This is a genomic window from Bacillus xiamenensis (genome assembly GCF_000300535.1).
In the GTDB taxonomy this organism is placed as follows: domain Bacteria; phylum Bacillota; class Bacilli; order Bacillales; family Bacillaceae; genus Bacillus; species Bacillus xiamenensis.
This window is the reverse complement of record NZ_AMSH01000022.1, coordinates 24,695-49,286: the sequence shown is the minus strand read 5'-3', so window position 1 is coordinate 49,286 and position 24,592 is coordinate 24,695. Positions and strand designations below refer to the sequence as shown.

Annotated in this window: 19 protein-coding genes; all 19 read left to right on the top strand. The window is 41.0% G+C overall.

Annotated elements, in window-relative coordinates:
* The first annotated feature begins 201 nt into the window (after positions 1–201).
* Entirely contained in the window at positions 202–1,104 is a 903-nt protein-coding gene (dpaA, locus tag BA1_RS09165) for a dipicolinic acid synthetase subunit A (protein ID WP_008358070.1), read from the top strand.
* Positions 1,101–1,694, top strand: a complete 594-nt coding sequence (dpaB, locus tag BA1_RS09160; protein ID WP_008358068.1) for a dipicolinate synthase subunit B — start codon at positions 1,101–1,103, stop codon at positions 1,692–1,694. Before dpaA ends, dpaB begins: the two co-directional genes overlap by 4 nt.
* Before the next feature lie 139 nt (positions 1,695–1,833).
* Positions 1,834–2,853: an aspartate-semialdehyde dehydrogenase gene (asd, locus tag BA1_RS09155; protein WP_008358065.1), complete on the top strand. Its 1,020-nt coding sequence runs from the start codon at positions 1,834–1,836 to the stop codon at positions 2,851–2,853.
* 92 nt (positions 2,854–2,945) lie between these two features.
* Positions 2,946–4,160: an aspartate kinase gene (gene dapG / locus BA1_RS09150; RefSeq protein WP_008358064.1), complete on the top strand. Its 1,215-nt coding sequence runs from the start codon at positions 2,946–2,948 to the stop codon at positions 4,158–4,160.
* Between the two features lie 30 nt (positions 4,161–4,190).
* Entirely contained in the window at positions 4,191–5,057 is an 867-nt protein-coding gene (dapA, locus tag BA1_RS09145) for a 4-hydroxy-tetrahydrodipicolinate synthase (RefSeq protein WP_008358062.1), read from the top strand.
* 171 nt (positions 5,058–5,228) lie between these two features.
* Positions 5,229–6,896 (top strand): ribonuclease J2, encoded by a 1,668-nt coding sequence (gene rnjB, locus BA1_RS09140; protein WP_008358059.1) that lies wholly within the window; start codon positions 5,229–5,231, stop codon positions 6,894–6,896.
* A 123-nt stretch (positions 6,897–7,019) separates the two neighbouring features.
* Entirely contained in the window at positions 7,020–7,748 is a 729-nt protein-coding gene (locus tag BA1_RS09135) for a ClpP family protease (RefSeq protein WP_008358058.1), read from the top strand.
* A complete protein-coding gene (locus BA1_RS09130) occupies positions 7,745–7,981 on the top strand; it encodes a YlzJ-like family protein (protein ID WP_008358055.1) in 237 nt (78 codons plus the stop codon). The genes BA1_RS09135 and BA1_RS09130 overlap by 4 nt, the downstream gene beginning before the upstream one ends.
* A 110-nt stretch (positions 7,982–8,091) precedes the next feature.
* A complete protein-coding gene (locus BA1_RS09125; RefSeq protein WP_034738929.1) occupies positions 8,092–10,461 on the top strand; it encodes an FtsK/SpoIIIE family DNA translocase in 2,370 nt (789 codons plus the stop codon).
* A 164-nt stretch (positions 10,462–10,625) separates the two neighbouring features.
* Positions 10,626–11,351: a GntR family transcriptional regulator gene (locus BA1_RS09120; RefSeq protein WP_008358051.1), complete on the top strand. Its 726-nt coding sequence runs from the start codon at positions 10,626–10,628 to the stop codon at positions 11,349–11,351.
* 103 nt (positions 11,352–11,454) lie between these two features.
* The gene (locus BA1_RS09115; RefSeq protein ID WP_232532160.1) at positions 11,455–12,684 is read left to right on the top strand and encodes a bacillibactin exporter BcbE; all 1,230 of its coding nucleotides are present in this window, start codon (positions 11,455–11,457) and stop codon (positions 12,682–12,684) included.
* 316 nt (positions 12,685–13,000) lie between these two features.
* The gene (locus BA1_RS09110; RefSeq protein WP_008358047.1) at positions 13,001–16,117 is read left to right on the top strand and encodes an MMPL family transporter; all 3,117 of its coding nucleotides are present in this window, start codon (positions 13,001–13,003) and stop codon (positions 16,115–16,117) included.
* A 145-nt stretch (positions 16,118–16,262) separates the two neighbouring features.
* Positions 16,263–17,543: an EF-P 5-aminopentanol modification-associated protein YfmF gene (gene yfmF / locus BA1_RS09105; RefSeq protein WP_008358045.1), complete on the top strand. Its 1,281-nt coding sequence runs from the start codon at positions 16,263–16,265 to the stop codon at positions 17,541–17,543.
* On the top strand, positions 17,540–18,832 hold the full coding sequence (yfmH, locus tag BA1_RS09100; RefSeq protein WP_008358042.1) for an EF-P 5-aminopentanol modification-associated protein YfmH: 1,293 nt from the start codon (positions 17,540–17,542) through the stop codon (positions 18,830–18,832). The genes yfmF and yfmH overlap by 4 nt, the downstream gene beginning before the upstream one ends.
* Before the next feature lie 153 nt (positions 18,833–18,985).
* Complete coding sequence (locus tag BA1_RS09095; protein WP_008358040.1) at positions 18,986–19,462, top strand: MarR family winged helix-turn-helix transcriptional regulator; 477 nt, start codon at positions 18,986–18,988, stop codon at positions 19,460–19,462.
* Positions 19,440–22,559, top strand: coding sequence for an MMPL family transporter (locus tag BA1_RS09090; RefSeq protein WP_008358038.1), 3,120 nt, complete (start codon positions 19,440–19,442; stop codon positions 22,557–22,559). The genes BA1_RS09095 and BA1_RS09090 overlap by 23 nt, the downstream gene beginning before the upstream one ends.
* Before the next feature lie 29 nt (positions 22,560–22,588).
* Positions 22,589–23,317 (top strand): elongation factor P 5-aminopentanone reductase, encoded by a 729-nt coding sequence (ymfI, locus tag BA1_RS09085; protein WP_008358036.1) that lies wholly within the window; start codon positions 22,589–22,591, stop codon positions 23,315–23,317.
* A gap of 73 nt (positions 23,318–23,390) precedes the next feature.
* Complete coding sequence (locus tag BA1_RS09080) at positions 23,391–23,648, top strand: DUF3243 domain-containing protein (protein WP_008358034.1); 258 nt, start codon at positions 23,391–23,393, stop codon at positions 23,646–23,648.
* 130 nt (positions 23,649–23,778) lie between these two features.
* Entirely contained in the window at positions 23,779–24,570 is a 792-nt protein-coding gene (locus BA1_RS09075) for a DUF3388 domain-containing protein (RefSeq protein ID WP_003211480.1), read from the top strand.
* The last annotated feature ends 22 nt before the right edge of the window (positions 24,571–24,592 follow it).

Here is a 24,592-nt window from a genome sequence, read left to right as displayed (position 1 = left end):
TCAATATTAGAAATATACAAATTGCTAAAATCAAGATCATTTTAGCCCTTTGTCAATAATCTGGAGCACCCATCATAAAAGGGTGCTCTTTTTCTTTTCTCATCCCGATTTGTTCACAGGCTGAATCCTCTCCTCATATGCTAAAAGGGAGATTCGGAAAATATTACAGACTTTTTTAAATAAAGAAGGTGAACGGTCAGTATGTTGAGCGGTTTAACGGTTGCGGTAATCGGGGGAGATGCAAGGCAGCTTGAAATCATTCGCAAGCTGTCACAGCAGCATGCCAAAGTATTTTTGGTCGGATTTGATCAGTTGGATCATGGGTTTATCGGAGCTGAAAAGTTGAAAATGTCAGAACTTCCTTTTGAACAGGTAGACAGTATGATCTTGCCAGTATCAGGTGCTACGGATGAAGGGGTCGTTGCCACCGTTTTCTCAAATGAGAAGGTCGTGCTAGAACCAGCATATTTAGAAAGAACCCCTGCACATTGTATCTTGTACTCAGGTATTTCTAATACGTACTTAGACAATCTGGCAAAGCAGGTGAACCGGAAGCTTGTGAAGCTGTTTGAGCGAGATGATATTGCCATTTATAACTCTATTCCAACAGTTGAAGGGATTATCATGATGGCCATTCAGCAAACGGACTATACGATTCATGGATCACATGTTGCTGTTCTCGGGCTTGGAAGAACAGGGCTCACAATTGCACGCACATTTCGGGCGCTGGGTGCGGATGTGAAAGTAGGTGCTGCCGATACAGCCCATTTAGCGCGAGCCTTTGAGATGGGACTTGACCCGTTTTCAATGGACCGTTTAAAAGATGAAGTAACAGATGTTGATATCATCATCAATACGATTCCAAGCCTTGTATTAGATTCATCTGTCATCGTCAGCATGACACCAAAGACACTCATTTTGGATATCGCCTCCCGCCCAGGCGGAACAGACTTTGATTTTGCACAAAAGCACGGAGTGAAGGCACTTCTTGCACCGGGACTTCCAGGAATTGTTGCACCAAAGACAGCCGGGCAGATCATTGCAAAGGTGCTTTCCGGACTCCTATGTGAACTTGCGGAAGAAAAGAGGGGGATGACATCATGACAACATTAAAGGGGAAAAGAATCGGCTTTGGCTTAACAGGTTCCCACTGTACGTATGAAGCCGTTTTTCCGCAAATCGAAGCACTTGTTAAAGAAGGGGCAGAGGTGCGTCCTGTCGTGTCGTATACGGTGCAAAACACGAATACGAGATTCGGAGAAGGAGCCGACTGGATTGATCGTATTGAGAAAGTGACGGGATTTCAAGCGATTGACTCAATCGTAAAGGCAGAGCCGCTCGGACCAAAGCTCCCACTCGATTGTATGGTCATTGCGCCTTTAACGGGCAATTCAATGGCGAAGTTTGCAAATGCGATGACAGACAGTCCAGTTTTAATGGCTGCAAAGGCCACCATTCGGAATCATCGTCCCGTCGTTTTAGGTATCTCAACAAACGATGCACTAGGCTTAAATGGTACAAATCTCATGAGGCTAATGTCGACAAAGAACATTTTCTTTATTCCGTTTGGCCAAGATGATCCATTCAAAAAGCCAACATCCATGGTGGCACATATGGATCTTCTGACGAAAACAGTAGAAGAGGCGCTCGAGCATAGACAAATTCAGCCGATTTTAATTGGATCAAACGAATAATAGATTCACTAGAAAATCATGAAAGATTCAAAAAAGGTACTTCAAGCCTTGCTTTTCTATGGTAAAATAAAATGTAAAAAGTCATAGGATGGCCATCCGAATGAAAAGAATCATGGATGGGTCGGAAGGAGTTTTACTGATGGGAAGAGGATTGCATGTAGCTGTAGTTGGAGCGACTGGAGCTGTCGGTCAACAAATGTTAAAAACACTAGCTGACAGGGATTTTGAAATGGATACACTCACTCTACTATCCTCAAAACGTTCTGCTGGAACAAAAGTGACATTCAGAGGTCAAGAGTATACCGTTCAAGAAGCAACACCTGAAAGCTTTGAAGGGGTCAACATTGCACTATTCAGTGCTGGCGGAAATGTTTCCAAGGCGCTAGCTCCTGAAGCGGTCAAACGAGGTGCGATTGTTGTTGATAATACAAGTGCTTTTCGTATGGACGAAAATACCCCTCTTGTCGTACCAGAGGTAAACGAAAAAGATTTGCATGACCATCAAGGGATCATTGCAAATCCTAACTGTTCAACGATTCAAATGGTGGCGGCACTAGAACCACTTCGTCAGGCATATGGCTTGAAAAAAGTCATTGTATCCACCTACCAAGCAGTATCAGGTGCAGGACATGAAGCCATTGACGAACTATACAGCCAGTCGCAAGCCATTTTAAATAAAGAAGATGTGACACCAGAAGTCATGCCTTATCAAATTGCCTTTAATGCGATCCCGCAAATTGATAAATTCCAAGACAATGGCTATACATTTGAAGAAATGAAAATGATCAACGAAACGAAAAAAATCATGCACTTGCCTGAGCTGGAAGTAGCGGCAACATGTGTGAGACTTCCAATTGAAACGGGTCATTCAGAATCTGTTTACGTTGAACTTGAATCAAATGACGCGACAGTTGATGACATCAAGTCCATCCTAAAAGATGCACCAGGGATTACGTTACAAGATGATCCGTCTCAGCAAATTTATCCAATGCCTGCAAATGCTGTTGGAAAAAATGACGTATTTGTCGGCCGCATTCGGAAAGATTTGGATCGTCCAAATGGGTTCCATTTGTGGATTGTATCTGATAACCTGCTGAAAGGCGCTGCATGGAACTCAGTTCAAATTGCAGAAAGCTTAAAAGCATTAAAATTAGTTTAACATTCAATGGATGATGAGGACGAACAGAAGAGAGTTAGGCATCTTTCGCCTGCTCTCTTCTGTTACGTCAGAATGAACTTGGAGTGAAAACAGTGAAAATAATTGTCCAAAAATTTGGCGGTACATCTGTCAAAGATGATCAAGGGAGAAAAAGGGCACTTGCACATATCTTATCTGCAAAAGAGAAAGGCTATAAATCGGTCGTTGTCGTTTCTGCAATGGGACGAAAAGGCGATCCTTATGCGACAGATACGCTGCTTGGACTGCTATATGGCAGCGCCCAGCACATGACCAATCGAGAAAAAGATTTACTCGTGTCTTGCGGAGAAAATATTTCTGCTGTCGTTTTTTCAAGTATGCTGAATGAAAACGGACTGAAGGCTGTTGCCATGACAGGATCTCAGGCAGGTTTTGTGACGGATCAAGAGCATACGAATGCGAAAATTATTGACATGAAGTGTGAACGTCTTGAGGCGGCACTTTCTGAACATGATGTGGTCGTCGTCGCTGGGTTCCAAGGAGCTGCGAAAAATGGAGACGTGACAACAATCGGACGAGGCGGAAGTGATACATCAGCTGCTGCATTAGGTGCTGCATTGCAGGCAGATTTCATCGATATTTTTACAGATGTAGAAGGTGTTATGACAGCAGATCCCCGCATCGTCGAAAATGCAAAACCACTAAGAGTCGTGACGTATACGGAAATTTGTAACCTTGCCTACCAAGGTGCAAAAGTCATTCACCCAAGAGCTGTTGAAATTGCCATGCAGGCAAAAGTACCAATGAGGGTCAGATCAACATACTCTGATGATGAGGGCACACTTGTAACGTCACACTACTCAGATCAAATGAGTCATGATGTATACGACCGCCTGATTACGGGGATTGCTCATGTCAACGATGTCACACAAATCAAAGTCCCGGCAAAAGAGGGGCAATATAGCGTACAAACAGAAGTCTTTAAAGCAATGGCAAACGCACAAATCAGTGTCGATTTCTTCAACATTACACCGAGTGAAATTGTGTATACAGTGACAGGTGCAATGACTGAAAAAGCAACGTCGATTCTAAAAGACCTTGGCTATACACCGGTTGTGACAACAAATTGTGCGAAGGTATCAGCTGTTGGTGCAGGCATTATGGGCGTACCAGGTGTCACATCTAAAATTGTATCGGCATTATCCGAGCAAAATATTCCGATTTTACAATCGGCTGACAGTCATACGACCATTTGGGTGCTCGTGCACGAAGAAAACATGAGAGCGGCTGTCAATGCCCTGCACGAAGTGTTTGAACTTTCAAGATAAATGTGATTGAATCATGATGAGGTGAAAAAAATGAATTTCGGAAATATCGCAACAGCTATGATTACACCTTTTGATAAAAAGGGCAACATCGATTTCCAAAAGCTATCAATTCTCATTGATTACTTGTTAAAAAACGGCAGTGACTCTTTGGTCGTTGCAGGTACAACAGGCGAATCGCCAACTTTATCGACGGAAGAAAAAGTCGCTCTTTTTCAGCAATCGGTGAAACTAGCAAATGGTCGTTGTAAAATCATTGCAGGAACGGGCAGTAATAACACAAATGCGTCTATCAAACTAACAAAAAAAGCAGAAGAAGCGGGCGTTGATGCAGTGATGCTTGTCGTACCTTACTACAACAAGCCATCACAGGAAGGCATGTATGCACACTTTAAAGCAATTGCCGAGTCTACATCTCTTCCTGTCATGCTTTACAATGTACCAGGAAGAACGGCTGCTTCATTAGCACCAGAAACAACGATTAAGCTTGCACAAATACCAAATATCGTTGCCATCAAAGAAGCAAGCGGCGATCTAGATGCCATGACAAAAATCATTGCAGAGACGCCAGAAGATTTTGATGTATATTCTGGTGACGACAGCCTAACACTTCCTGCTGTTGCGGTTGGTGCAAAAGGAGTCGTCTCTGTGGCCTCTCATATCGTAGGCCTTGATATGCAGCAGATGCTAAAAAGCTACGCTTCTGGTCAAACAGCCAACGCAGCATTGATCCATCAAAAGCTGCTGCCGATCATGAACCAGATGTTCTCAGCACCAAATCCGACGCCTGTCAAAACAGCCCTTCAGTTGAAAGGATTAGATGTCGGATCAGTTCGTCTCCCGCTTTTACCTTTGTCAGAAGAAGAGAGACTGAATTTAAGCAGCGTATTAAACAGCTGATCAAAACAAAAAATTTCGTAAGCGGTCATTCTCAGATGTCCCTGAGTATGACCGTTTTTTATACATAAACACTTTCTTAAAATGTGACTTCATCTTGTTTTCTAAAATTAGATTCAGTTATAATAGCATTAAGCGATGATGGACGGGCTTGAGACTAGGAGGATTAGAATTTTGAAAAAGAAAAATACAGAGAACGTAAGAATTATTGCACTGGGAGGCGTTGGAGAAATCGGGAAAAACTTATATGTCATTGAGATTGATTCCGACATATTTGTTGTAGATGCAGGACTCATGCATCCAGAAAACGAAATGCTTGGCATTGACGTCGTCATTCCTGATATCTCTTATTTAACTGAACGTGCTGATCGGGTTAAAGCAATTTTTCTTACCCACGGACATGATGAGGCAATCGGAGGCGTATTCCATTGCTTAAGCAAATTGTCTGTACCAGTCTACGGAACGAAGCTAACCCTTGCGTTACTTCGAGAAAAGTTAAAACAATACGGTTTCAATCAAAAAGCTGATTTGCGTGAGGTTCATGCAAAATCGGTGATTACATTTGATACAACAAAGGTATCATTCTTTAGAACGAATCACAGTATCCCTGATTCAGTCGGGATCAGCTTCAAAACATCTCTTGGTTCCATCGTATGCACAGGTGATTTTAAATTTGATCAAACCCCAGCGCTTAACCAAGCCTGTGACATCGGAGAGATTGCGAAAATTGGAAACAACGGCGTTCTAGCACTGCTTTCAGACAGTGTAAATGCTGAAAAACCAGGCTATACACCTTCTGAGGCGCTCGTCCAAGACGAAATCTCAAATGCGATGTATAATGCTGAAAATCGTGTCATTGTAGCTGTATCTTCATCTAATATTAACCGTGTACAGCAAATCATTAATGCGACGATTCAAAATGGCCGTAAGCTTGCAGTAGCAGGAAAGAACATGATGACGACTCTTCAGCTTGCGATCAAACTTGGGTATGTGACAGCAGACGAAGAACTATTTATGCCAGTGCAAGAAGTGAAAAAAATGGCGAAAAAAGATGTGGTCATCCTGACAGCAGGAAGCCACGGTGAGCCTTTAGCTGCTTTAACAAAAATGGCGAAACAAAATCACAAACAGCTTCATATCGAAAAAGATGATACCGTTGTGATTGCGTCAACACCTCTTCCTGGACAGGAACTCACATATTCGAAAACTGTGGATTTCCTGACAAGAAGCGGAGCACAGGTAATTTTTGCTCAAAAGCGTGTGCATGTATCTGGACATGGCTGCCAAGAAGAGTTAAAGCTGATGCTGAATTTACTCAAACCGAAGTATTTAATTCCAGTAAATGGCGAATATCGTATGCAAAAAGCACATTCTCGTATTGCTGAAGAAGTGGGAATGAAACGCAGTGACATTTTCTTGATTGATAAAGGAGATGTTGTTGAATTCAGAGGACAGAATGTAAAGATCGGTGAAAAAGTTCACCAAGGTAATATTTTGATCGATGGTCTTGGCGTTGGTGATATCGGAAATATTGTATTACGCGATAGACGTCTATTGTCTCAAGATGGCATTTTAATTGTCGTCATTACGCTCGATAAACAAAAGAAACAATTAATTTCTGGACCTGAAATCATCACAAGAGGATTTGTTTATGTAAGAGAATCCGAAGAATTGATTGAGAAAGCAACAGACATGGTAAAAGGAATTGTCAAAGAGCAAACGGAAAATTCGGTTGTTGAATGGTCAACACTGAAACAATCGATGCGCGATGTATTAAATCAATTCCTATATGAAAAAACAAAACGTAAGCCGATGATCATTCCAATTATTATGGAAGTGTGATCATAAAGCCCAAGGAGCATAAGGGGACTGACCCCATAAGCTCTTTGGGCTTTTTTAATGCGGATGGAATATGACCTTCTTGTTCATAATAGGAGGAGAGTTTTTAGGAAAGGATGGAGACAAATGGACGAACAGAATGAACAGCAGCCTGAGCGAAAACCAGAAGAAAAAGACAGCATTATGAGCAAGATACAACAGCTTGGTGAAACAGCAGTACCACAATTGTCACAAGATACAAATATACATTGCCTCACCATTATTGGACAAATTGAAGGTCACATGCAGCTTCCGCCACAAAATAAAACAACCAAATACGAACATGTCATTCCTCAAATCGTAGCAGTAGAACAAAACCCAAAAATTGAAGGACTTCTGATCATTTTAAATACAGTGGGCGGCGATGTGGAAGCGGGACTAGCCATTGCGGAAATGCTGGCTTCTTTATCCAAGCCGACAGTATCCATTGTACTTGGCGGCGGCCATTCCATTGGCGTCCCGATCGCTGTATCGTGCGATTATTCATACATTGCAGAAACAGCCACGATGACCATTCATCCTGTGCGCTTAACCGGTCTTGTGATTGGTGTTCCGCAGACCTTTGAATACCTAGATAAAATGCAGGAAAGAGTCATTAACTTTGTCACAAGCCACTCAGATATTACAGAAGAGAAGTTTAAAGAGCTCATGTTCTCAAAAGGCAATCTCACAAGAGACATTGGGACAAATGTCGTTGGTCATGAGGCGGCAGAATACGGACTGATGAATGAAGTAGGCGGTGTAGGACAAGCAATTAAAAAGTTGAACGAACTCATTGGAGACAGGGTAGCTCAAAACGAGGGGCTGATCCAATGATTTTATATACCCCGATGCCTTATGAAGCCATTTACGCCGAGGAACAAGAGGGTCGCAAACTGCAGCAGGTACACATTCAAGGTGTGCCAGTGATGGTTGAAGTGAAAGAAGATGAAGCGGAAATCGTTCAAGTAATGAGTACCAACCCAATGGATTTTTTGAATCAAGAGCTTGCACCAGGCAAGCGATTGAAGTTGCAATTAGGGACGAATCAAACCGACTCATATGAATGATTCTATGCTATAATAAAGGGAAAACTTACAACAAGATGCAGCCAAAACCAGGCTGCTTTCTTTCTGATCTTTCGGTAGGTTATATTTTCTTTCGTAGTAAGGTGATGAGTATGGCGAAAAAGAGAAAACGTAAAACAAGAAAAAAACAAAATAAACAGCTAAAACTGAAATATGAACTCAATGGGTTAGTCTGTATTGCCATAGCGATCATTGCCATTTTACAGCTGGGTGTTGTGGGACAAACCTTTGTACATCTATTCCGGTTCTTTGCAGGTGAATGGTTTATTCTCTGCCTGATCGGATTATTTCTTTTTGGTGTGACGATCTTCTGGAAAAAACAAATTCCTGATTTGCTGACAAGAAGAAAAGCAGGTCTATATTGCATCATTGCTAGTATCTTGCTTTTATCACATGTAAAGCTTTTTCAGCATCTTTCAGCTGCAGGCGTAATAGGCTCTCAAAGTGTGATCAGAAATACGTTTGAGCTGTTTTTAATGGACATAAAAGGGGAGACAGGGACGCCCGATTTAGGCGGCGGAATGATCGGTGCCATATTATTTGCGGCCTCGTATTTCTTGTTTGCACAAGCAGGCTCTCAAATCATGGCCATTGTTCTGATGCTGATTGGCGTTGTGCTGATCACAAACCGGTCCCTCCAAGAAATGGTCAAAAAAGTAACGCTGCCTGTCTCACAATTTATGGTGAAGCAGTGGAAGGCATTTGTCCAAGATATGAAAGGGATCAGGCAGGCAAAAAAGAAAGCACCCTCTCAGAAAACAAGTGAAAAGAAAAAACGTTCCCGCGTCCAAGATGAGGACGAAGATGATCATATCTTGATCGAGGAGGAACCGCCCGTTTCTGACAATAGCCAGCCCATTATTTCAAGTTTTGCAGATAGGGATGATATTCTCAAACCGCCTGTTCAAAAGCAGCAGGTGATAAAAGAGGCAGATCCTCTTCAAGAGAATGGACAAAGCGCCTCATCTCAAGGTGCGGTGGATGAAGTAAAAGAAGCCCCGCCTATGACGTTCACTGAGCTTGAAAACAAAGATTACGAATTACCGTCGCTTGATATTTTAGCTGAACCGCAGCATTCAGGTCAGCAAACAGATAAGAAAAATATATACGAAAATGCCAGAAAGCTTGAAAAAACGTTTCAAAGCTTTGGTGTAAAAGCAAAAGTCACACAGGTTCATTTAGGACCGGCCGTGACAAAATATGAAGTATATCCAGATGTCGGTGTGAAGGTAAGTAAGATCGTCAACTTAAGTGATGATTTAGCTCTTGCTTTAGCAGCAAAAGACATTCGAATCGAGGCCCCAATTCCAGGTAAATCAGCCATCGGAATTGAGGTTCCGAACGCAGAAATCGCGATGGTCTCTTTAAAAGAGGTTTTAGAATCGAAGCAAAATGACCGTCCAAATGCCAAGCTGCTCATAGGACTGGGCCGAAATATTTCTGGTGAAGCTGTGCTTGCTGAATTGAATAAGATGCCGCATTTACTTGTTGCCGGCTCGACTGGAAGCGGAAAAAGTGTATGTATCAATGGCATTATCACAAGTATTCTCATGAGAGCAAAACCTCATGAAGTGAAGATGATGATGATTGATCCGAAGATGGTGGAATTAAATGTCTATAACGGCATTCCGCATTTACTCGCTCCGGTTGTAACGGACCCAAAAAAAGCCTCCCAGGCACTCAAAAAAGTAGTGAGTGAAATGGAGCGACGCTATGAATTATTTTCTCATACGGGAACAAGAAATATAGAAGGATACAATGATTACATTAAACGAATGAATCAAACAGAAGAGGCCAAGCAGCCAGAGCTTCCTTATATTGTCGTCATTGTAGACGAGCTTGCAGATTTAATGATGGTCGCGTCCTCTGATGTGGAAGATTCCATTACAAGGCTTTCTCAAATGGCACGTGCCGCGGGGATTCATTTAATTATCGCGACACAAAGACCTTCTGTTGATGTCATTACAGGTGTCATTAAAGCAAACATCCCTTCCCGCATTGCATTTAGCGTATCCTCACAAACAGATTCAAGAACCATCCTCGATATGGGAGGCGCAGAAAAACTGCTGGGCAGAGGGGATATGCTGTTTTTACCAGTCGGTGCTAACAAACCAGTTCGTGTGCAAGGCGCCTTTTTATCAGATGAAGAAGTAGAACATGTCGTTGATCATGTTATCACACAGCAAAAAGCGCAATACCAAGAAGAAATGATTCCAACTGAAGAAACGCAGGATCAGCTTGCCGCTGTGGACGATGATTTATATGATGAAGCAGTTGAACTGATCATTGGCATGCAGACGGCTTCTGTCTCTATGCTGCAAAGGAGATTCCGCATCGGTTATACACGTGCGGCACGCCTGATTGACGCAATGGAAGAACGCGGTGTTGTCGGGCCGTATGAGGGAAGTAAACCGAGAGAAGTCCTGCTTTCAAAAGAACAATATGACGAGCTCTCTTCATAAATCGAAGAGAGCTTTCCTAAAATAAAGTTAACCATATATTGATTATGTTAACTGGATGTCAGACTATTTATTTATTTGCAAAAACATGATATAGTTATGTTCATCTTATCTCGGAATAGAGATTTCTCATCTTATCATTTGCATTGATTAGACGGAGGGAAAACATGTCGACCAAAACAGACAATCGCCATTTATATTTGAAAGTGATTGACCGTATCAAAGAAGATATCCAAACAGGCGTATATGCCGAAAAAGAAAAGCTGCCTTCTGAGTTTGAGCTCTCAAAGCTGTTAGGCGTGAGCAGAGCGACACTGCGTGAAGCCCTTCGTATATTAGAAGAAGAGAAATACTTAATTAGAAGGCATGGTGTGGGGACTTTCGTCAACTCAAGACCGCTCTTTTCTACAGGCATTGAACAGCTGACAAGTGTCACGAAAATGATTGAGCAGGTCAATATGACGCCAGGCACCATCTTTTTATCCTCTCAAGAAGGGGAGCCAACAGAGAATGATATCATCCGTTTTCAATGTGAGGAATCCGATAAGGTTTTTTCAATGGAACGCGTTCGAACGGCAGATGGACAGCCAGTCGTTTATTGTTTAGATAAAATTCCGGTCAAACACCTTCCCGCTTCTTTTACACATGAAGAAGAGTCGCTTTTTGAGCTGTTTGGACGAGAACCGCATAGCGGAATTAAATATGCAGTTGCTGACATCGAACCGATTGGTTATCATGATCAGGTCTCACCGATACTTGAATGTGACCCGGAAACAGCGTTATTATTATTGAAACAAATGCACTATGATCAGGATGATCAGCCGGTCTTATACTCGCTCAATTACTTTCGAGCGGATAAATTCAGCTTTCATGTCATACGTAAACGATTTTAACCAAGCAGTCGCTTTCATAGGCGGTTGCTTTTTGTTTGCCCATACATAAAACCCGCAAAACTTGCCACACTAATATGTAACAGTATATAGAATTGGGTGAATGATGTTGGGCGAGAAAACAGTCAGTAAAAAGAATATTATTGCATTATCATCAGTGCCTCTAATCATGACACTTGGGAACTCGATGTTAATACCCGTACTGCCAGAGATAGAAAAGAAACTCTCGATCACTTCCTTTCAAGTCTCACTCATTATTACGGTATACTCCGTTGTGGCGATTTTGTGTATTCCAATTGCCGGTTATTTATCTGATCGGATTGGGCGAAAAAAGGTGCTCCTGCCGTGCCTTTTAATTGCTGGACTTGGAGGAGCTGTGGCAGCGGCTGCCTCAACTATCATGAAAGAACCCTACATGTGGATTCTGTTTGGCAGGGTCCTTCAAGGTGTTGGCTCAGCCGGGGCGGCACCTGTCGTCATGCCGTTTATAGGCGATTTGTTTCATGATGATGAAGAGGTCAGTGCGGGACTTGGAGCGATTGAAACCTCTAATACAGCTGGAAAGGTACTAAGCCCTATTATCGGAGCACTGCTTGCCTCTTGGTTTTGGTTTGTGCCGTTTTGGTTCATTCCGTTCTTTTCGATCATCAGCTTTCTTATGGTGCTGTTCATGGTTGAGTCCGCGAAGAAAGAGGAAGACCCACCTACATTTAAAGAATTTTTAAAATCAACAAAATCGATTTTTAAGCATGAGGGACGCTGGCTTTATGCCATTTTTGCTATCGGCGGTTTTATTATGTTTCTTCTTTTTGGTGTGCTCTTTTATTTATCCGATAACTTAGAGGCCGCTTATCAAATTACGGGTGTCAAAAAAGGCTTGCTTCTGAGTATCCCGCTCCTTTTTTTATCCATCAGTTCTTACATTGCTGGGAAAACGATCGGCAAAGAAAAAGGAAAAATGAGAATCTTTCTAATCGTTGGCATGGCTCTTTTATCAATTTCCTATCTTTTTTTATGGTGGAATCACAGTTTTTACGTATTGTTTATCTGTTTAAGCATTGGGGGAGTGGGGATCGGTATTGTTCTTCCTGCACTTGATGCTCTCATTACAGAAGGAATTGAAAAAGAGCAGTGCGGAACCATTACCTCATTTTATAGCAGTATGCGGTTTATCGGTGTCGCTTTAGGTCCACCAATTTATGCCTTTCTCATGGATAAAGGAGACTCCATTGTGTTTATTTTATCGACCATTTGCAGTCTCATTTCATTATTTTTGGTCCTCTTTTTCATCCAGCCAGATGAAAAGGATGAAAGTGAACAATTGAAAACGGTTTAAGATAGAAAAAAAGACGGTATATTACCCTCTTTTTTCTTTTTTATAAATTGACATGTAAAATTTTGATAGTTAAACTAATGTATAGTAATATCTTTTAAATTATCCCAAATAGGAGGTGTTCAAAAACATTCATTTTCTGTCTTTGTTTAGGCAGAAATTGAGATCGTGGCTGATGATCAACATGTGTGTCTTCAACACGAAAGGACAATTGAATATGTCATCCTGCCATTGGCACGTTGAAGGAGACGCAGTCAGCACTTCAGCCCGCTCAAAAGCAGCAAATTGATTGAAGAACTAGAAGGAGCTTGAAGCAGCTATGTTGCAAATTATTAAAGCAAGATGGATTGTAGTAATGGTGTGGATGATCACAGCTGTAATTCTGTTTGTGACCGCACCAGATTTAGAGGAATTAACAAGAGAAAAAGGGCAGTTAAAGGTTCCGGAGGGGACACCAACAGCTGAGGCACTTCACTTATTGGATAAGCTTTCAGGTCAACATGGGAAAAAAGATACTGGTGTGATTGTATTCTCCGAACAACATTTGTTCCCTGCAAAAGAGCAGGAATTAAAAAAGGCTTTAGCTGCACTCATGACGCATGCCCCAGAACTCCACATTGACGGAATTACTTCGTATTTTCATGTAGATCCGGACATTCAAAAACAACTTTTATCAAAGGATAAAAGTACACTTCTTGTTCCATTCAAATTCGATCACTACGAAACAAAAGCTGTGAAGATTAAAGAGCAAATTGAGGAAGTTTTAAAGCCCTACAACGTCTCATATGAAATGACGGGTCAAAAATTTGTGGATTCAGATGTCATTAACAGCTCTCAACAAGGTCTGAAGAAAACTGAACTTATTACGATGATTTTTATTTTCTTTATTTTAATCATTGTATTCAGATCAATATTGGCACCTGTTGTTCCGCTCATTACGATCGGCATTTCCTATGCTGTCAGCCGTTGTATTGTCGCTTTTCTCGTAGAATATACACAATTTCCTCTATCTAATTTTACTCAGATTTTTATGGTAGCCATTATGTTCGGTATAGGAACGGATTATTGTATATTACTTTTAAGCCGTTTTAAAGAGGAGATCGGTCAGGGACGTGATGTCAAGGAGTCGATTATCATCACGTATCAATGTGCAGGGAAAACGGTCTTTTTCAGCGGTTTAGCCGTATTAGTCGGCTTCTCAAGTATTGGGTTTGCAAAATTCCAATTGTATCAATCAGCCGTCAGTGTTGCCGTAGGAGTTGGCATCCTATTAATTGCACTTATCACGATCGTTCCTTTTTTTATGTCCGTTTTCGGAAAGTCCCTTTTCTGGCCGTCTAAAAGAGAAAACATTCGTCATCCGCAAAGTAAGATATGGGAATTCGCAGGGCGTTTTTCATTTAAAAGACCGCTGATCAGCTTAGGTATTGTTGCACTCATCACTGTTCCTCCTATCCTGATGTATGATGGAACCCTTTCTTATAACAGCTTAAATGAAATTGGGACAAAGTATGAGTCAGTGTCTGCATTTAATACGATATCAGAGCAATTTGGCTTTGGTGAAGCGCTGCCGCTGAATGTGCTTGTCGAAAGCGACAGTGAGCTGGATAATCAAGAAAAGATTGTCGCGATTGAAAAGCTGACCCGTAAGTTAAATGACATTGAGGAAGTAAAAGCCGTTCGCAGTGTCACACGTCCAGTTGGAGATGGGTTGAGTCAGCTCTACGTGACTTCTCAAGCGAAAGAACTGGGCGGAGAGCTTGGTAAAGGTCATGAAGGCATCGGAAAAATTTCAGATGGATTGACCGAAACAAATCAAGCCCTTCTCAAACAAAAACCTAAAATTGAAAAATCCGCACAAGGCATTGACCAGTTGATTGATGGTACAAAAGCCATCAAAAGCGGTATCCGAGAAGTGAGAAAATCACTGATTGCTTTAGAAGATGGTGTCAAACGCAGTAAAGACGGAGTAGGAACCATTCGCACTAAAATCAAAGAAGCGAAAAAAGAATTAGAGCAAGAATATCGCAGCAGTGAAGCCATGATAAAAGAACTTGAACAAGTGGTAAGCACACTGGAACGTCACGCTGATTCGAATCAGCAGCTGATGACAACCATTAAGAAAGTAAAACAATCCTACGACAACCTATCATTTGAAGCACTAGAGAACGAGCTCCCAGAAATCAAAGACATGGATGAATATAAGGAAATCAAAAAAGTATTCAAAGACACAAAGGGAATGCTTGATCAAGCTGGAGAGCAAATGAGTGTTTACGAAGAAGAAGCATCTGCCTTTAAACAAAAGATCAAAAAAGCAGATCAAGTCATTCAAACCTTATCAAGCAGGCAAAAAGAAGTAAAACGTCAAGTAAAAGAGCTCATGACAGGTTTGGATCAAATTTATAATGGTCTGGATGAAACAAATGAAGGCCAAAAACAATTAATCAAAGAAATGCCTAAAATCGAAGATGGCGCAGATCAGCTGACAGATGGTCAAAAAGCCATGAAAAAAGGATTTACCCAGCTATCATCTAAACTGACCTTATTAACAAATGGATTAGATGAAAGTATTTCCGGGCTAGAGCAAGTCAAAAGTGGCTTTACAGAAGCGGACAGCTACTTAAAGCAGCTTCAGCAAGCGCCAGATGAAGAAATAACGGGCTGGTTTATACCAGAAGAAGTATTAAAACGCCATGAGTTTAAGAAAATATTTCATACGTACATGTCTCCAGATCGTAAATTAACAACTTTTGAAGTGATTTTAAATGTCAATCCATACAGCAATGAAGCGATGAAAGGTGTAGCAAAAATTGAGGACACCCTTGATCAATATTTACCTGTAAGTGGATTGAAAAATGCCAGCTACGGTGTATCTGGTATTTCAAGTTTAAATGTGGACTTAAAAGAAACATCTGACGGTGACTTTATTCGAACGGTTATTTTCATGTTAATTGGTATCTTCTTTATATTAATTTTATTATTACGGTCAATCGTCATGCCGATATACTTAACGCTTTCACTTATTTTAACGTATTTTACATCTATCGGTTTAACAGAATGGATTTTCAAAACATTCTTTGGCTACGATGGCGTCAGCTGGGCTGTCCCATTTTTCAGCTTTGTCATTCTTGTCACACTCGGCATTGATTATTCGATCTTCCTTATGGATCGTTTTAATGAATGGAAGGGTGAGCATGTTCAAGCATCCATGATGTCAGCAATGAGAAACATGGGATCTGTCATTATTTCAGCAGTTACCATTTTAGCGGGCACTTTTGCTGCGATGCTGCCATCAGGTGTATTATCTTTAGTTGAAATTGCAACCGTCGTACTCATTGGACTATTATTATATGCTTTTGTTGTTCTGCCGCTCTTTATTCCGGTCATGGTTCGTATTTTTGGTCAATGGAATTGGTGGCCGTTTAGAATGAAATAACAACTAGCGTCTCTGCTATAAGCAGAGGCGTTTTTATTTCCTATCCTTTCCTCTGATTGATATAATGACTATTAAATGGCTGTTTCACGTATATATCAGCCATGTTCTAATACATAATAAATAGGATGAACAAAGGAGGTTTCTCATGACGTACTTACAAGAGAAGACATTTGCTACACCTGGTCTTCATACTCATATTGTCAAAACAGAAAAATTTAAAACAGTGACAATCCTTTTTAAAATGCTTGCGCCTCTATCCAAAGATGACGTGACCATGCGGTCTCTTTTCCCGCATGTGCTGTTAAGAGGAACAGAAAAAATGCCGAAAACAGGAGAGTTGCGAGCTTATTTCGATGAGCTCTATGGGGCAACGGTTTCGGCAGACATGGCGAAAAAAGGTGAAAATCATATCATTACATTCCGTCTAGAGATGGCGAATGAAAAATATTTAAAGGATCAGACCCCGTTATTAGAAAAAGGAATGGCCTTACTGTCTGAGCTGTTATTCCACCCGCACGTTGAAAATGGGGTGTTCAGCCCATTATATGTTGAGCAAGAAAAACGCACATTAAAACAGCGAATTCAAGCAGTCTATGATGATAAAATGCGTTATTCGAACTTAAGACTTGTGCAGGAAATGTGTAAAGGCGAACCCTATGCACTGCACGTCAATGGTGAAATGGAAGACGTCGAGGGGATTACGGCAGAAGCTCTTTTTAAAGCTTATGAGCATGCGCTTCAATCAAACCAGCTTGATTTATATGTTGTAGGAGATGTTGACGAACAAGACATCCACCGAATGGTTTTGCAGTACTTCAAAACAAATGAAAGAGAGCCGGTCAAACAAAACGCCGAATCAATTAGAACTCAAACAGAACCAAAAGAAGTCATTGATGAAGAGGATGTAAAACAAGGAAAGCTGAACATTGGCTTTCGCACGCATACAACAATTGCGGATGAAGATTATCCGGCGCTACATTTATTTAATGGCATATTCGGCGGCTTCTCGCATTCAAAGCTATTTATCAACGTTCGCGAAAAGGCAAGTCTTGCCTACTACGCTGTCTCTAGACTTGAGAGCTTTAAAGGTTTGATGATGGTCATGTCCGGTATTGAAGTCGGCAACTATCAGCAAGCAGTAGACATCATAAAAGAACAATTTGATGCAATGCAAAAAGGTGATTTTTCTGATGAAGCCATTGATCAAACAAAGGCTGTCGTCAAAAATCAGCTGCTGGAAACGATTGATACGTCTTACGGGACAGCAGAATACTTATATCAGCATGCAGTCGTGCCAACAGGCGAGACCCTTGATTCCTTTTTAGAGGCGTTAGACCGAGTGACAAAAGAGGACATCATCAAAGTGGGTCAGAAAATCGAATGGGATACGACCTATTTTCTTAAAGGAACGGAGGGTGCTTCATGACGGTGAAAACCATTCAATTCGATCAACTGCAAGAGACGGTATATCATGAAAAAATGGACAGCGGTCTTGATGTTTATGTGCTGCCAAAGCAAGGATTTAATAAAACATATGCGACCTTCACAACGAAATATGGCTCTGTCGATAACGAATTTGTACCGCTTGGCAAAGAAGACATGATCCGTGTGCCTGACGGAATTGCCCATTTCTTGGAGCATAAGCTGTTTGAAAAAGAAGATGGAGATGTGTTTCATACCTTTAGTAAACAAGGAGCAGCTGCAAACGCATTTACGACGTTTACAAGAACGGCATACTTATTCTCAAGTACCGCAAATGTCGAACAAAACCTTGAGACGCTCATTGATTTTGTGCAGGAGCCTTATTTCACTGAAAAGACGGTTGAAAAAGAAAAAGGCATTATCGGTCAAGAAATCAATATGTATGATGACAATCCGGACTGGCGTTTATTCTTTGGTTTGATCGAAAACCTATATCAAGAACACCCAGTGAGAATTGATATTGCAGGAACAGTCGAGAGCATTGCGCCTATTACAAAAGACCATTTGTATGAATGCTACGAAACGTTCTATCATCCAAGTAATATGCTCCTTTTTGTTGTCGGTCCCGTTGACCCGAAACAAATTTTAGATCAGGTAAGAGCGAATCAGGCAAAGAAGCCATTTACAGACCAGCCTGAGATCAAGCGGAAAGACATCAATGAGCCTGAACAAGTGTATCGAAAAGAATATGAATTAAAAATGAACGTACAAGGCTCTAAATGTATGTTTGGTTTGAAAACAAAAAATCCTCATAAAAAAGGCAAACAACTTCTGAAACATGAACTTGGAATGAATCTCATTTTAGAGACGCTGTTTGGTAAAAGCTCCTTACAATATGAGAGAATGTATGAAAAAGGCTTAATTGATGAGACCTTCAGTTACGACTACACAGAAGAAGGCGGCTTTGGCTTTACATCAATTGGCGGAGATACAAACGATCCTGATCAGCTGGCAAAAGAATTAAAAGAAACCCTTCTGCAAGCAAACAGCCTGATCACAGAAGAAAAAATTGAGCTCGCTCGCAAGAAAAAAATCGGCAGCTTCCTAAAAGCCATGAACTCTCCAGAATACATCGCCAATCAATTCACGAGATATGCGTTTTTAGAGATGAGCTTATTCGATGTCGTGCCAGTGCTCGAGCAAATTCAATTAGCAGATATTCAGCAGATCTTACAAGAAGAGATTGATGAAGAACGGATGTCTGTGTTTAAAGTCGTTCCAAAAACAAAATAAATGAGAAAAAGACAAACTCGAATCAAAAGAGTTTGTCTTTTTTATGTCCAATGGAAAAAAATAAATTGGATTGAAAGAATTTAGATTGACAATCGTTTTGTTCGTTAGTTAAACTCTTTAATAGTTAAACAATTAAACTAAAGGGAGCAGCGTATGGTACAAGATAAAATTGCCCAAATTATCCAGAGATATGCAGACGTCTATCTCATGATGGAAAAAAAAGTATCGAGTATGATTACGGAAAAGCTTGATAAAGAACTGACCCTTGATCAGTATTACTCGCTTCGTTACATTAATTTACATCCAGGATGTACTTCAACAGATCTTGCCATTGAATGCAATGTCAATAAAAGTGCTGTGACATCCATGACCAATCGCCTTTTTAATAAAGATTATATTTATCGTGAGCATGATCAAGCTGATCGAAGAAATGTTCACCTTTATGTGACTCCAGAAGGCAAAGATGTCGTCAGTCGAATGGAAAAGCAGCTACAGGATTTAGTTCGGTCATATTTAGAAAAGTTTGAAGAAAAAGAAATCGCATCATTCATTCAAACATATGAAAAGATTTATCAAATTATCATCGAAGAGGAGGCACAAAGTACTAATGAGAGCAATCATAAAGGGTAGATGGCTAATCACCATTCTTTGGATCGTGCTAACGGCAGTCTTATTAATGACAGCTCCTAATATGGCACAATTAACAAAAGAAAAAGGGCAAATTTCTGTTCCAGATGGCTATCCTTCCTCATACGCCAATCAGCTATTAAAGAAAATGTCTGAAAATGGGGATACGGAAAAATCGATTGTCATTGTTTTTCAAGGAAAAGATATCGTAAAAGAAAGAGAAGTGTCCTTGAAGAAAGCTATGGAGATTTTAGAAAAAGATCAAGATCTCCACGTTGAAGACATCACTTCGTATTTTGACGCGAGTAAAGATATCAAAAAACAAATGCTCTCTAAAGATCAAACGACGCTGCTTGTTCCAGTGACATACGACTCGAACAAAATCAAAGCATCTGTTTTTAAAGAAAAAGTCAATGAAAAGCTAAAGAGTCTGAACCTGACATTTGAAATGACAGGGCAGCCGCTGATTGATGATGATGTGATCACAAGTTCACAAGAGGGCCTGAAGAAAACGGAATTCATTACCATAGGGTTTATCCTCATCGTTCTTGTGCTTGTCTTTAGATCAGTAGTGGCACCGCTTGTTCCATTAGTAGCAGTGGCACTTTCCTACTTGGTCAGTCAATCCATTGTCGCTTATCTAGTAAAGTATGTAGACTTTCCGCTCTCGACCTTTACTCAAATTTTTATGGTTGCGATCATGTTTGGGATTGGAACCGACTACTGTATTCTACTGCTAAGCCGGTTCAAAGAAGAACTATCGCATGGAAAAGATAAAATTGAAGCAATTATTACAACATATAAAACGGCAGGTAAAACGGTTTTATTTAGCGGAATTGCTGTCCTTATTGGCTTTACATGTATCGGTCTAGCTCAATTCCAGCTGTATAAATCAGCTGTAGCAGTTGCGGTAGGTGTCGCTGTGCTCATTCTAGCACTCCTGACTGTCGTTCCATTCTTTATGGCTGTTTTAGGAAAAGTGTTATTCTGGCCGATTAAAGGGGATATTGCTCATCCTCAATCGAAAATGTGGGAAACAGCAGGGCGCTTTTCATTTAAAAAACCACTTTTCAGCTTATTGATCGTTGGTATTATTACTCTTCCGCCGATTCTCATGTATAAAGGGACACTGTCCTATAACAATTTGGACGAAATCGGTGATAAATATGAATCCGTTCATGCGTTCAATACCATTTCTGACAAATTCGGACCAGGTGAAGCACTCCCAGCTACCGTTGTGGTGAAATCATCTGATCTATTAGACAATAACAAAGGGCTGATTGCTGTTGAAAAGCTAAGCCGCGCGATTGAACAAACAGATGGCGTGAGTAAAGTAAGAAGCGCAACACGTCCTGTTGGTAAAGGCCTGAATGATCTTTACGTGAAAACACAAGCCAAAGAGCTGAATACCGGACTTGATAAAAGTAATAATGGCTTGAAATCGATCCAAGATGCTCTTACAAAAATGAGTAAATCCATCGAGGATCAAACACCACAAATAAAATCATCAGGAAAAGAGATTAATAAGCTGATTTCTGGAACTGAATCCGTACAATCAGGTATTCAAAACGTTGAAAAATCGTTGAGAAAACTGCAAAGCGGGATCGATCAAAACAAAAAAGGCGTTTCCAAAATCAAAGAAGAAATAAAGGGTGCAAAAAAGGAATTAACGGATCAGGTCGCACAAGTGAACGAGCAAGTTGCGCTGTATAAAAGCATCTCCAAAGAATTAAAGGCAGCATTGGCGCAAGTCGATACGTCTTCTTCTGCCGCAGCGGATGTAAAGGCTATGATCAGTCAAGCGAATAAACAATTCAGTACACTTGAAAATCAAATTCCGCAAGTAAAAGAAAATGAATCGTATCAAGCCATTAAAGCTTCTTATAACGAACTTTCTGCTACTTTGCAAGAAGGGGCCAAACAGGCTGATAGCTATGCAAAGCAAGCAAAAGAAGCGAAAAAACAGCTTGAAGCAGCAGACGCCTTTATCGCAAAAGCAACAGAACAGCAAAAAGTGGTTACAAATAAAATTGATCAGCTGATTGCTGGCTTAGACGCCATTGAAAAAGGTCTGGAACAAACGTCTAAAGGGCAAGAACGACTGGCTGATGGAATGCCTAAACTTGCAAATGGCGCGGGCGAGATTATTAACGGTCAAAAACTAATGAAAGAAAAGATTGGCAGCTTTGGGGATGATCTGACCAAACTGACTGATGGTCTAAATAAGAGCGTAGATGGACTTGGAAAAATCTCCAGCGGTCTTATGGGGGCAGGTGACTACTTAGACGAACTGAAAAATGCACCAGATCAAGATATGGCCGGCTGGTTTATTCCAAAAGATGTGCTAAATAACAAAGCATTTAAGCAAGTATTTGACTCCTACATGTCGGATGACCGCAAGATGACAAAGATTGATGTCATTTTAGAAAACAATCCATATGGCAACGACGCCATGAAAACGATCAAACAAGTAGAAGCTTCGGTAAAACGTGCACTTCCTGAAACAAATCTAAAGAATGTTTCGTTTGGTGTATCTGGTGTTTCCAGTATGAACGCAGATTTAAAACAGCTGTCAGACCAAGATTTTAATAAGACGGTTCTTTACATGATGATCGGTATTTTCCTCATACTAGTGATTCTGTTCCGTTCTCTCGTTATGCCGCTTTACTTAGTTGGATCGCTTGTTTTGACGTACTTTACAGCCATAGGTGTAACGGAATTTATTTTCACCCATTTCTTCGGTTACCCGGGCATTAACTGGGCTGTTCCATTCTTTGGCTTCGTCATCCTTATGGCACTTGGAGTCGATTATTCGATTTTCTTAATGGAGCGCTTCAATGAATACAAAACGAAAGATCTTCAGTTTGCCATGACGGAATCAATGAAAAATATGGGATCTGTTATTATGTCTGCTGCCGTCATTTTGGCAGGAACATTTGCAGCGATGCTGCCTTCGGGTGTGCTGTCACTCTTACAGATTGCAACGCTTGTTCTGACAGGACTTTTACTGTATGCACTCGTTGTGCTACCATTGTTCGTACCTGTGATGGTGAAGATGTTTGGATCAGCAAACTGGTTCCCATTTAAACGAAAAGAATAGGTATTCCATAAAGAAAGTAGGAACAATGTATGAGTCGTTGGGCGCTGATTACGGGTGCCAGTGGCGGGATTGGGCAGGCGGCGGCCAAAAAGCTTGCCCAAGAAGGCTGCCATCTGATACTCCATTATCACCAAAATGAACAAGCAGCAGTTCATCTTTCCGCTCATTTGGAAGAAGCATATAAAATAGAGACGCACGTCGTTCAAGCGGATTTAGCCAAAACAGGCGGAGCAGCTGAGATTGTCAGCCGTCTGCCGGTATGTCCAGATATTCTTATTTTAAATAGCGGGAAAAGTCATGTCGGATTGGTGACAGATACAGAAAAAGAAGTTCTAGCCAGCATGGTGCAGCTTCATGTTACAAGTCCTTATGAGCTAACCCAATCTTTATTGCCTTCAATGATTCAAAAAAAGGCAGGTCACATTATTGCGGTTAGCTCAATATGGGGAGAAACAGGTGCATCGTGTGAAGTGCTGTACAGCATGGTCAAAGGTGCGCAAAATGCCTTTATAAAAGGACTCGCAAAAGAGCTTGCCCCAAGTGGAATTAGAGCAAATGCGGTCTCACCAGGGGCTGTTCAGACTGATATGATGCAAAGCTTCACGCAAGAGGACCTTTCAATGCTGAAAGAAGAGATTCCACTCGGCCGTCTTGCAGCACCTGAAGAGATAGCAGAGGTCATTTGGTTTCTCGCCTCAAAACAGTCAAGTTATATCACGGGTCAAATATTATCAGTGAATGGCGGCTGGTACTGTTAAAAAACGTGTATAATTCGTCTCTCCATGACAAAAGCTATGGCTGTAATTCATCTTTTCGAATGGAGGAATCGACATGTCTGTACTTGAGAGCTGGGACCATTGGAAAAACTTTTTAGGTGACCGTTTAAATCATGCACAGGATAAAGGTTTATCAGATGATACAATCAATCACCTTGCGTATGAAATTGGCGGATATCTGGCTAATGAAGTCGAGGCAAAGAACGAGCAGGAAAGAGTACTTGCTGACCTTTGGAGCGTTGCATCAGAAGATGAGCAGCGTGCCATTGCAAACATGATGGTCAAGCTGGTTGAAAATAATAGCTCACACTAAACAAAAAGGGGGGCGTTTGTGCCTCTCTTTTTATTTTAACCGATTCACAACATTGTGCTTTCTAAAAATGTGAAAATGCTTTATGATAAAGGAAGGTAAAAATTTGCCACAATGAAGGGGGTAATATCATTTGGCAAAGCTCGAATGGTATTTTGAATATGAGATACAGGTCAACCGTCCCGGACTTTTAGGAGACATTTCTTCTTTAATGGGGATGCTTTCAATTAATATTGTGACAATTAATGGTGTTGATGTATCAAGACGCGGAATGCTTCTGCGCTGTGACCACACAGATCAAATTAAGCGCCTTGAATCAATTTTAAATACAATGGAAACGATAAAAGTAACAAAATTAAGACAGCCAAAACTTCGTGACCGCTTAGCCGTTCGTCATGGAAGATACATACAGCGGGATGCTGATGACAAAAAGACGTTCCGTTTTGAAAGGGACGAGCTTGGTCTGCTTGTTGATTTTATGGCTGAGCTATTTAAAAAAGAAGGACATAAATTGATTGGCATTCGCGGAATGCCGCGGGTTGGAAAAACAGAATCAATTGTTGCTTCAAGTGTATGTGCAAGCAAGAGATGGCTGTTTGTGTCGTCTACTCTCTTGAAACAGACGATCCGAAGTCAGCTGATTGCAGATGAATACAGCCCAGATAACGTCTTTATCATTGATGGGATTGTGTCGACAAGACGAGGTTCTGAGAAGCACTTGCAGCTTCTAAGAGAAATTATGAGACTGCCTGCAACAAAAGTGGTGGAGCATCCAGATATCTTTATTCAAAATTCAGAATATACAATGGATGATTTCGACTATATCATTGAACTGCGTAATAGTGCAGACGAAGAAATTACATATGAGCACGCTGAAGAACCACAAGTGTTTGATCATTCTGGTTTTTCTGGCTTCGATTTTTAATATGGTAATGGTAGGTGTTTGT

Coding starts and splice junctions, on each gene's coding strand:
- dpaA (WP_008358070.1), top strand. CDS start 202: ATGTTGAGCGGTTTAACGGTTGCGGTAATCGGGGGAGATGCAAGGCAG.
- BA1_RS09115 (WP_232532160.1), top strand. CDS start 11,455: ATGTTGGGCGAGAAAACAGTCAGTAAAAAGAATATTATTGCATTATCA.
- BA1_RS09120 (WP_008358051.1), top strand. CDS start 10,626: ATGTCGACCAAAACAGACAATCGCCATTTATATTTGAAAGTGATTGAC.
- ymfI (WP_008358036.1), top strand. CDS start 22,589: ATGAGTCGTTGGGCGCTGATTACGGGTGCCAGTGGCGGGATTGGGCAG.
- BA1_RS09080 (WP_008358034.1), top strand. CDS start 23,391: ATGTCTGTACTTGAGAGCTGGGACCATTGGAAAAACTTTTTAGGTGAC.
- BA1_RS09110 (WP_008358047.1), top strand. CDS start 13,001: ATGTTGCAAATTATTAAAGCAAGATGGATTGTAGTAATGGTGTGGATG.
- BA1_RS09095 (WP_008358040.1), top strand. CDS start 18,986: ATGGTACAAGATAAAATTGCCCAAATTATCCAGAGATATGCAGACGTC.
- dapA (WP_008358062.1), top strand. CDS start 4,191: ATGAATTTCGGAAATATCGCAACAGCTATGATTACACCTTTTGATAAA.
- BA1_RS09135 (WP_008358058.1), top strand. CDS start 7,020: ATGGACGAACAGAATGAACAGCAGCCTGAGCGAAAACCAGAAGAAAAA.
- yfmF (WP_008358045.1), top strand. CDS start 16,263: ATGACGTACTTACAAGAGAAGACATTTGCTACACCTGGTCTTCATACT.
- asd (WP_008358065.1), top strand. CDS start 1,834: ATGGGAAGAGGATTGCATGTAGCTGTAGTTGGAGCGACTGGAGCTGTC.
- BA1_RS09130 (WP_008358055.1), top strand. CDS start 7,745: ATGATTTTATATACCCCGATGCCTTATGAAGCCATTTACGCCGAGGAA.
- BA1_RS09125 (WP_034738929.1), top strand. CDS start 8,092: ATGGCGAAAAAGAGAAAACGTAAAACAAGAAAAAAACAAAATAAACAG.
- yfmH (WP_008358042.1), top strand. CDS start 17,540: ATGACGGTGAAAACCATTCAATTCGATCAACTGCAAGAGACGGTATAT.
- BA1_RS09090 (WP_008358038.1), top strand. CDS start 19,440: ATGAGAGCAATCATAAAGGGTAGATGGCTAATCACCATTCTTTGGATC.
- dpaB (WP_008358068.1), top strand. CDS start 1,101: ATGACAACATTAAAGGGGAAAAGAATCGGCTTTGGCTTAACAGGTTCC.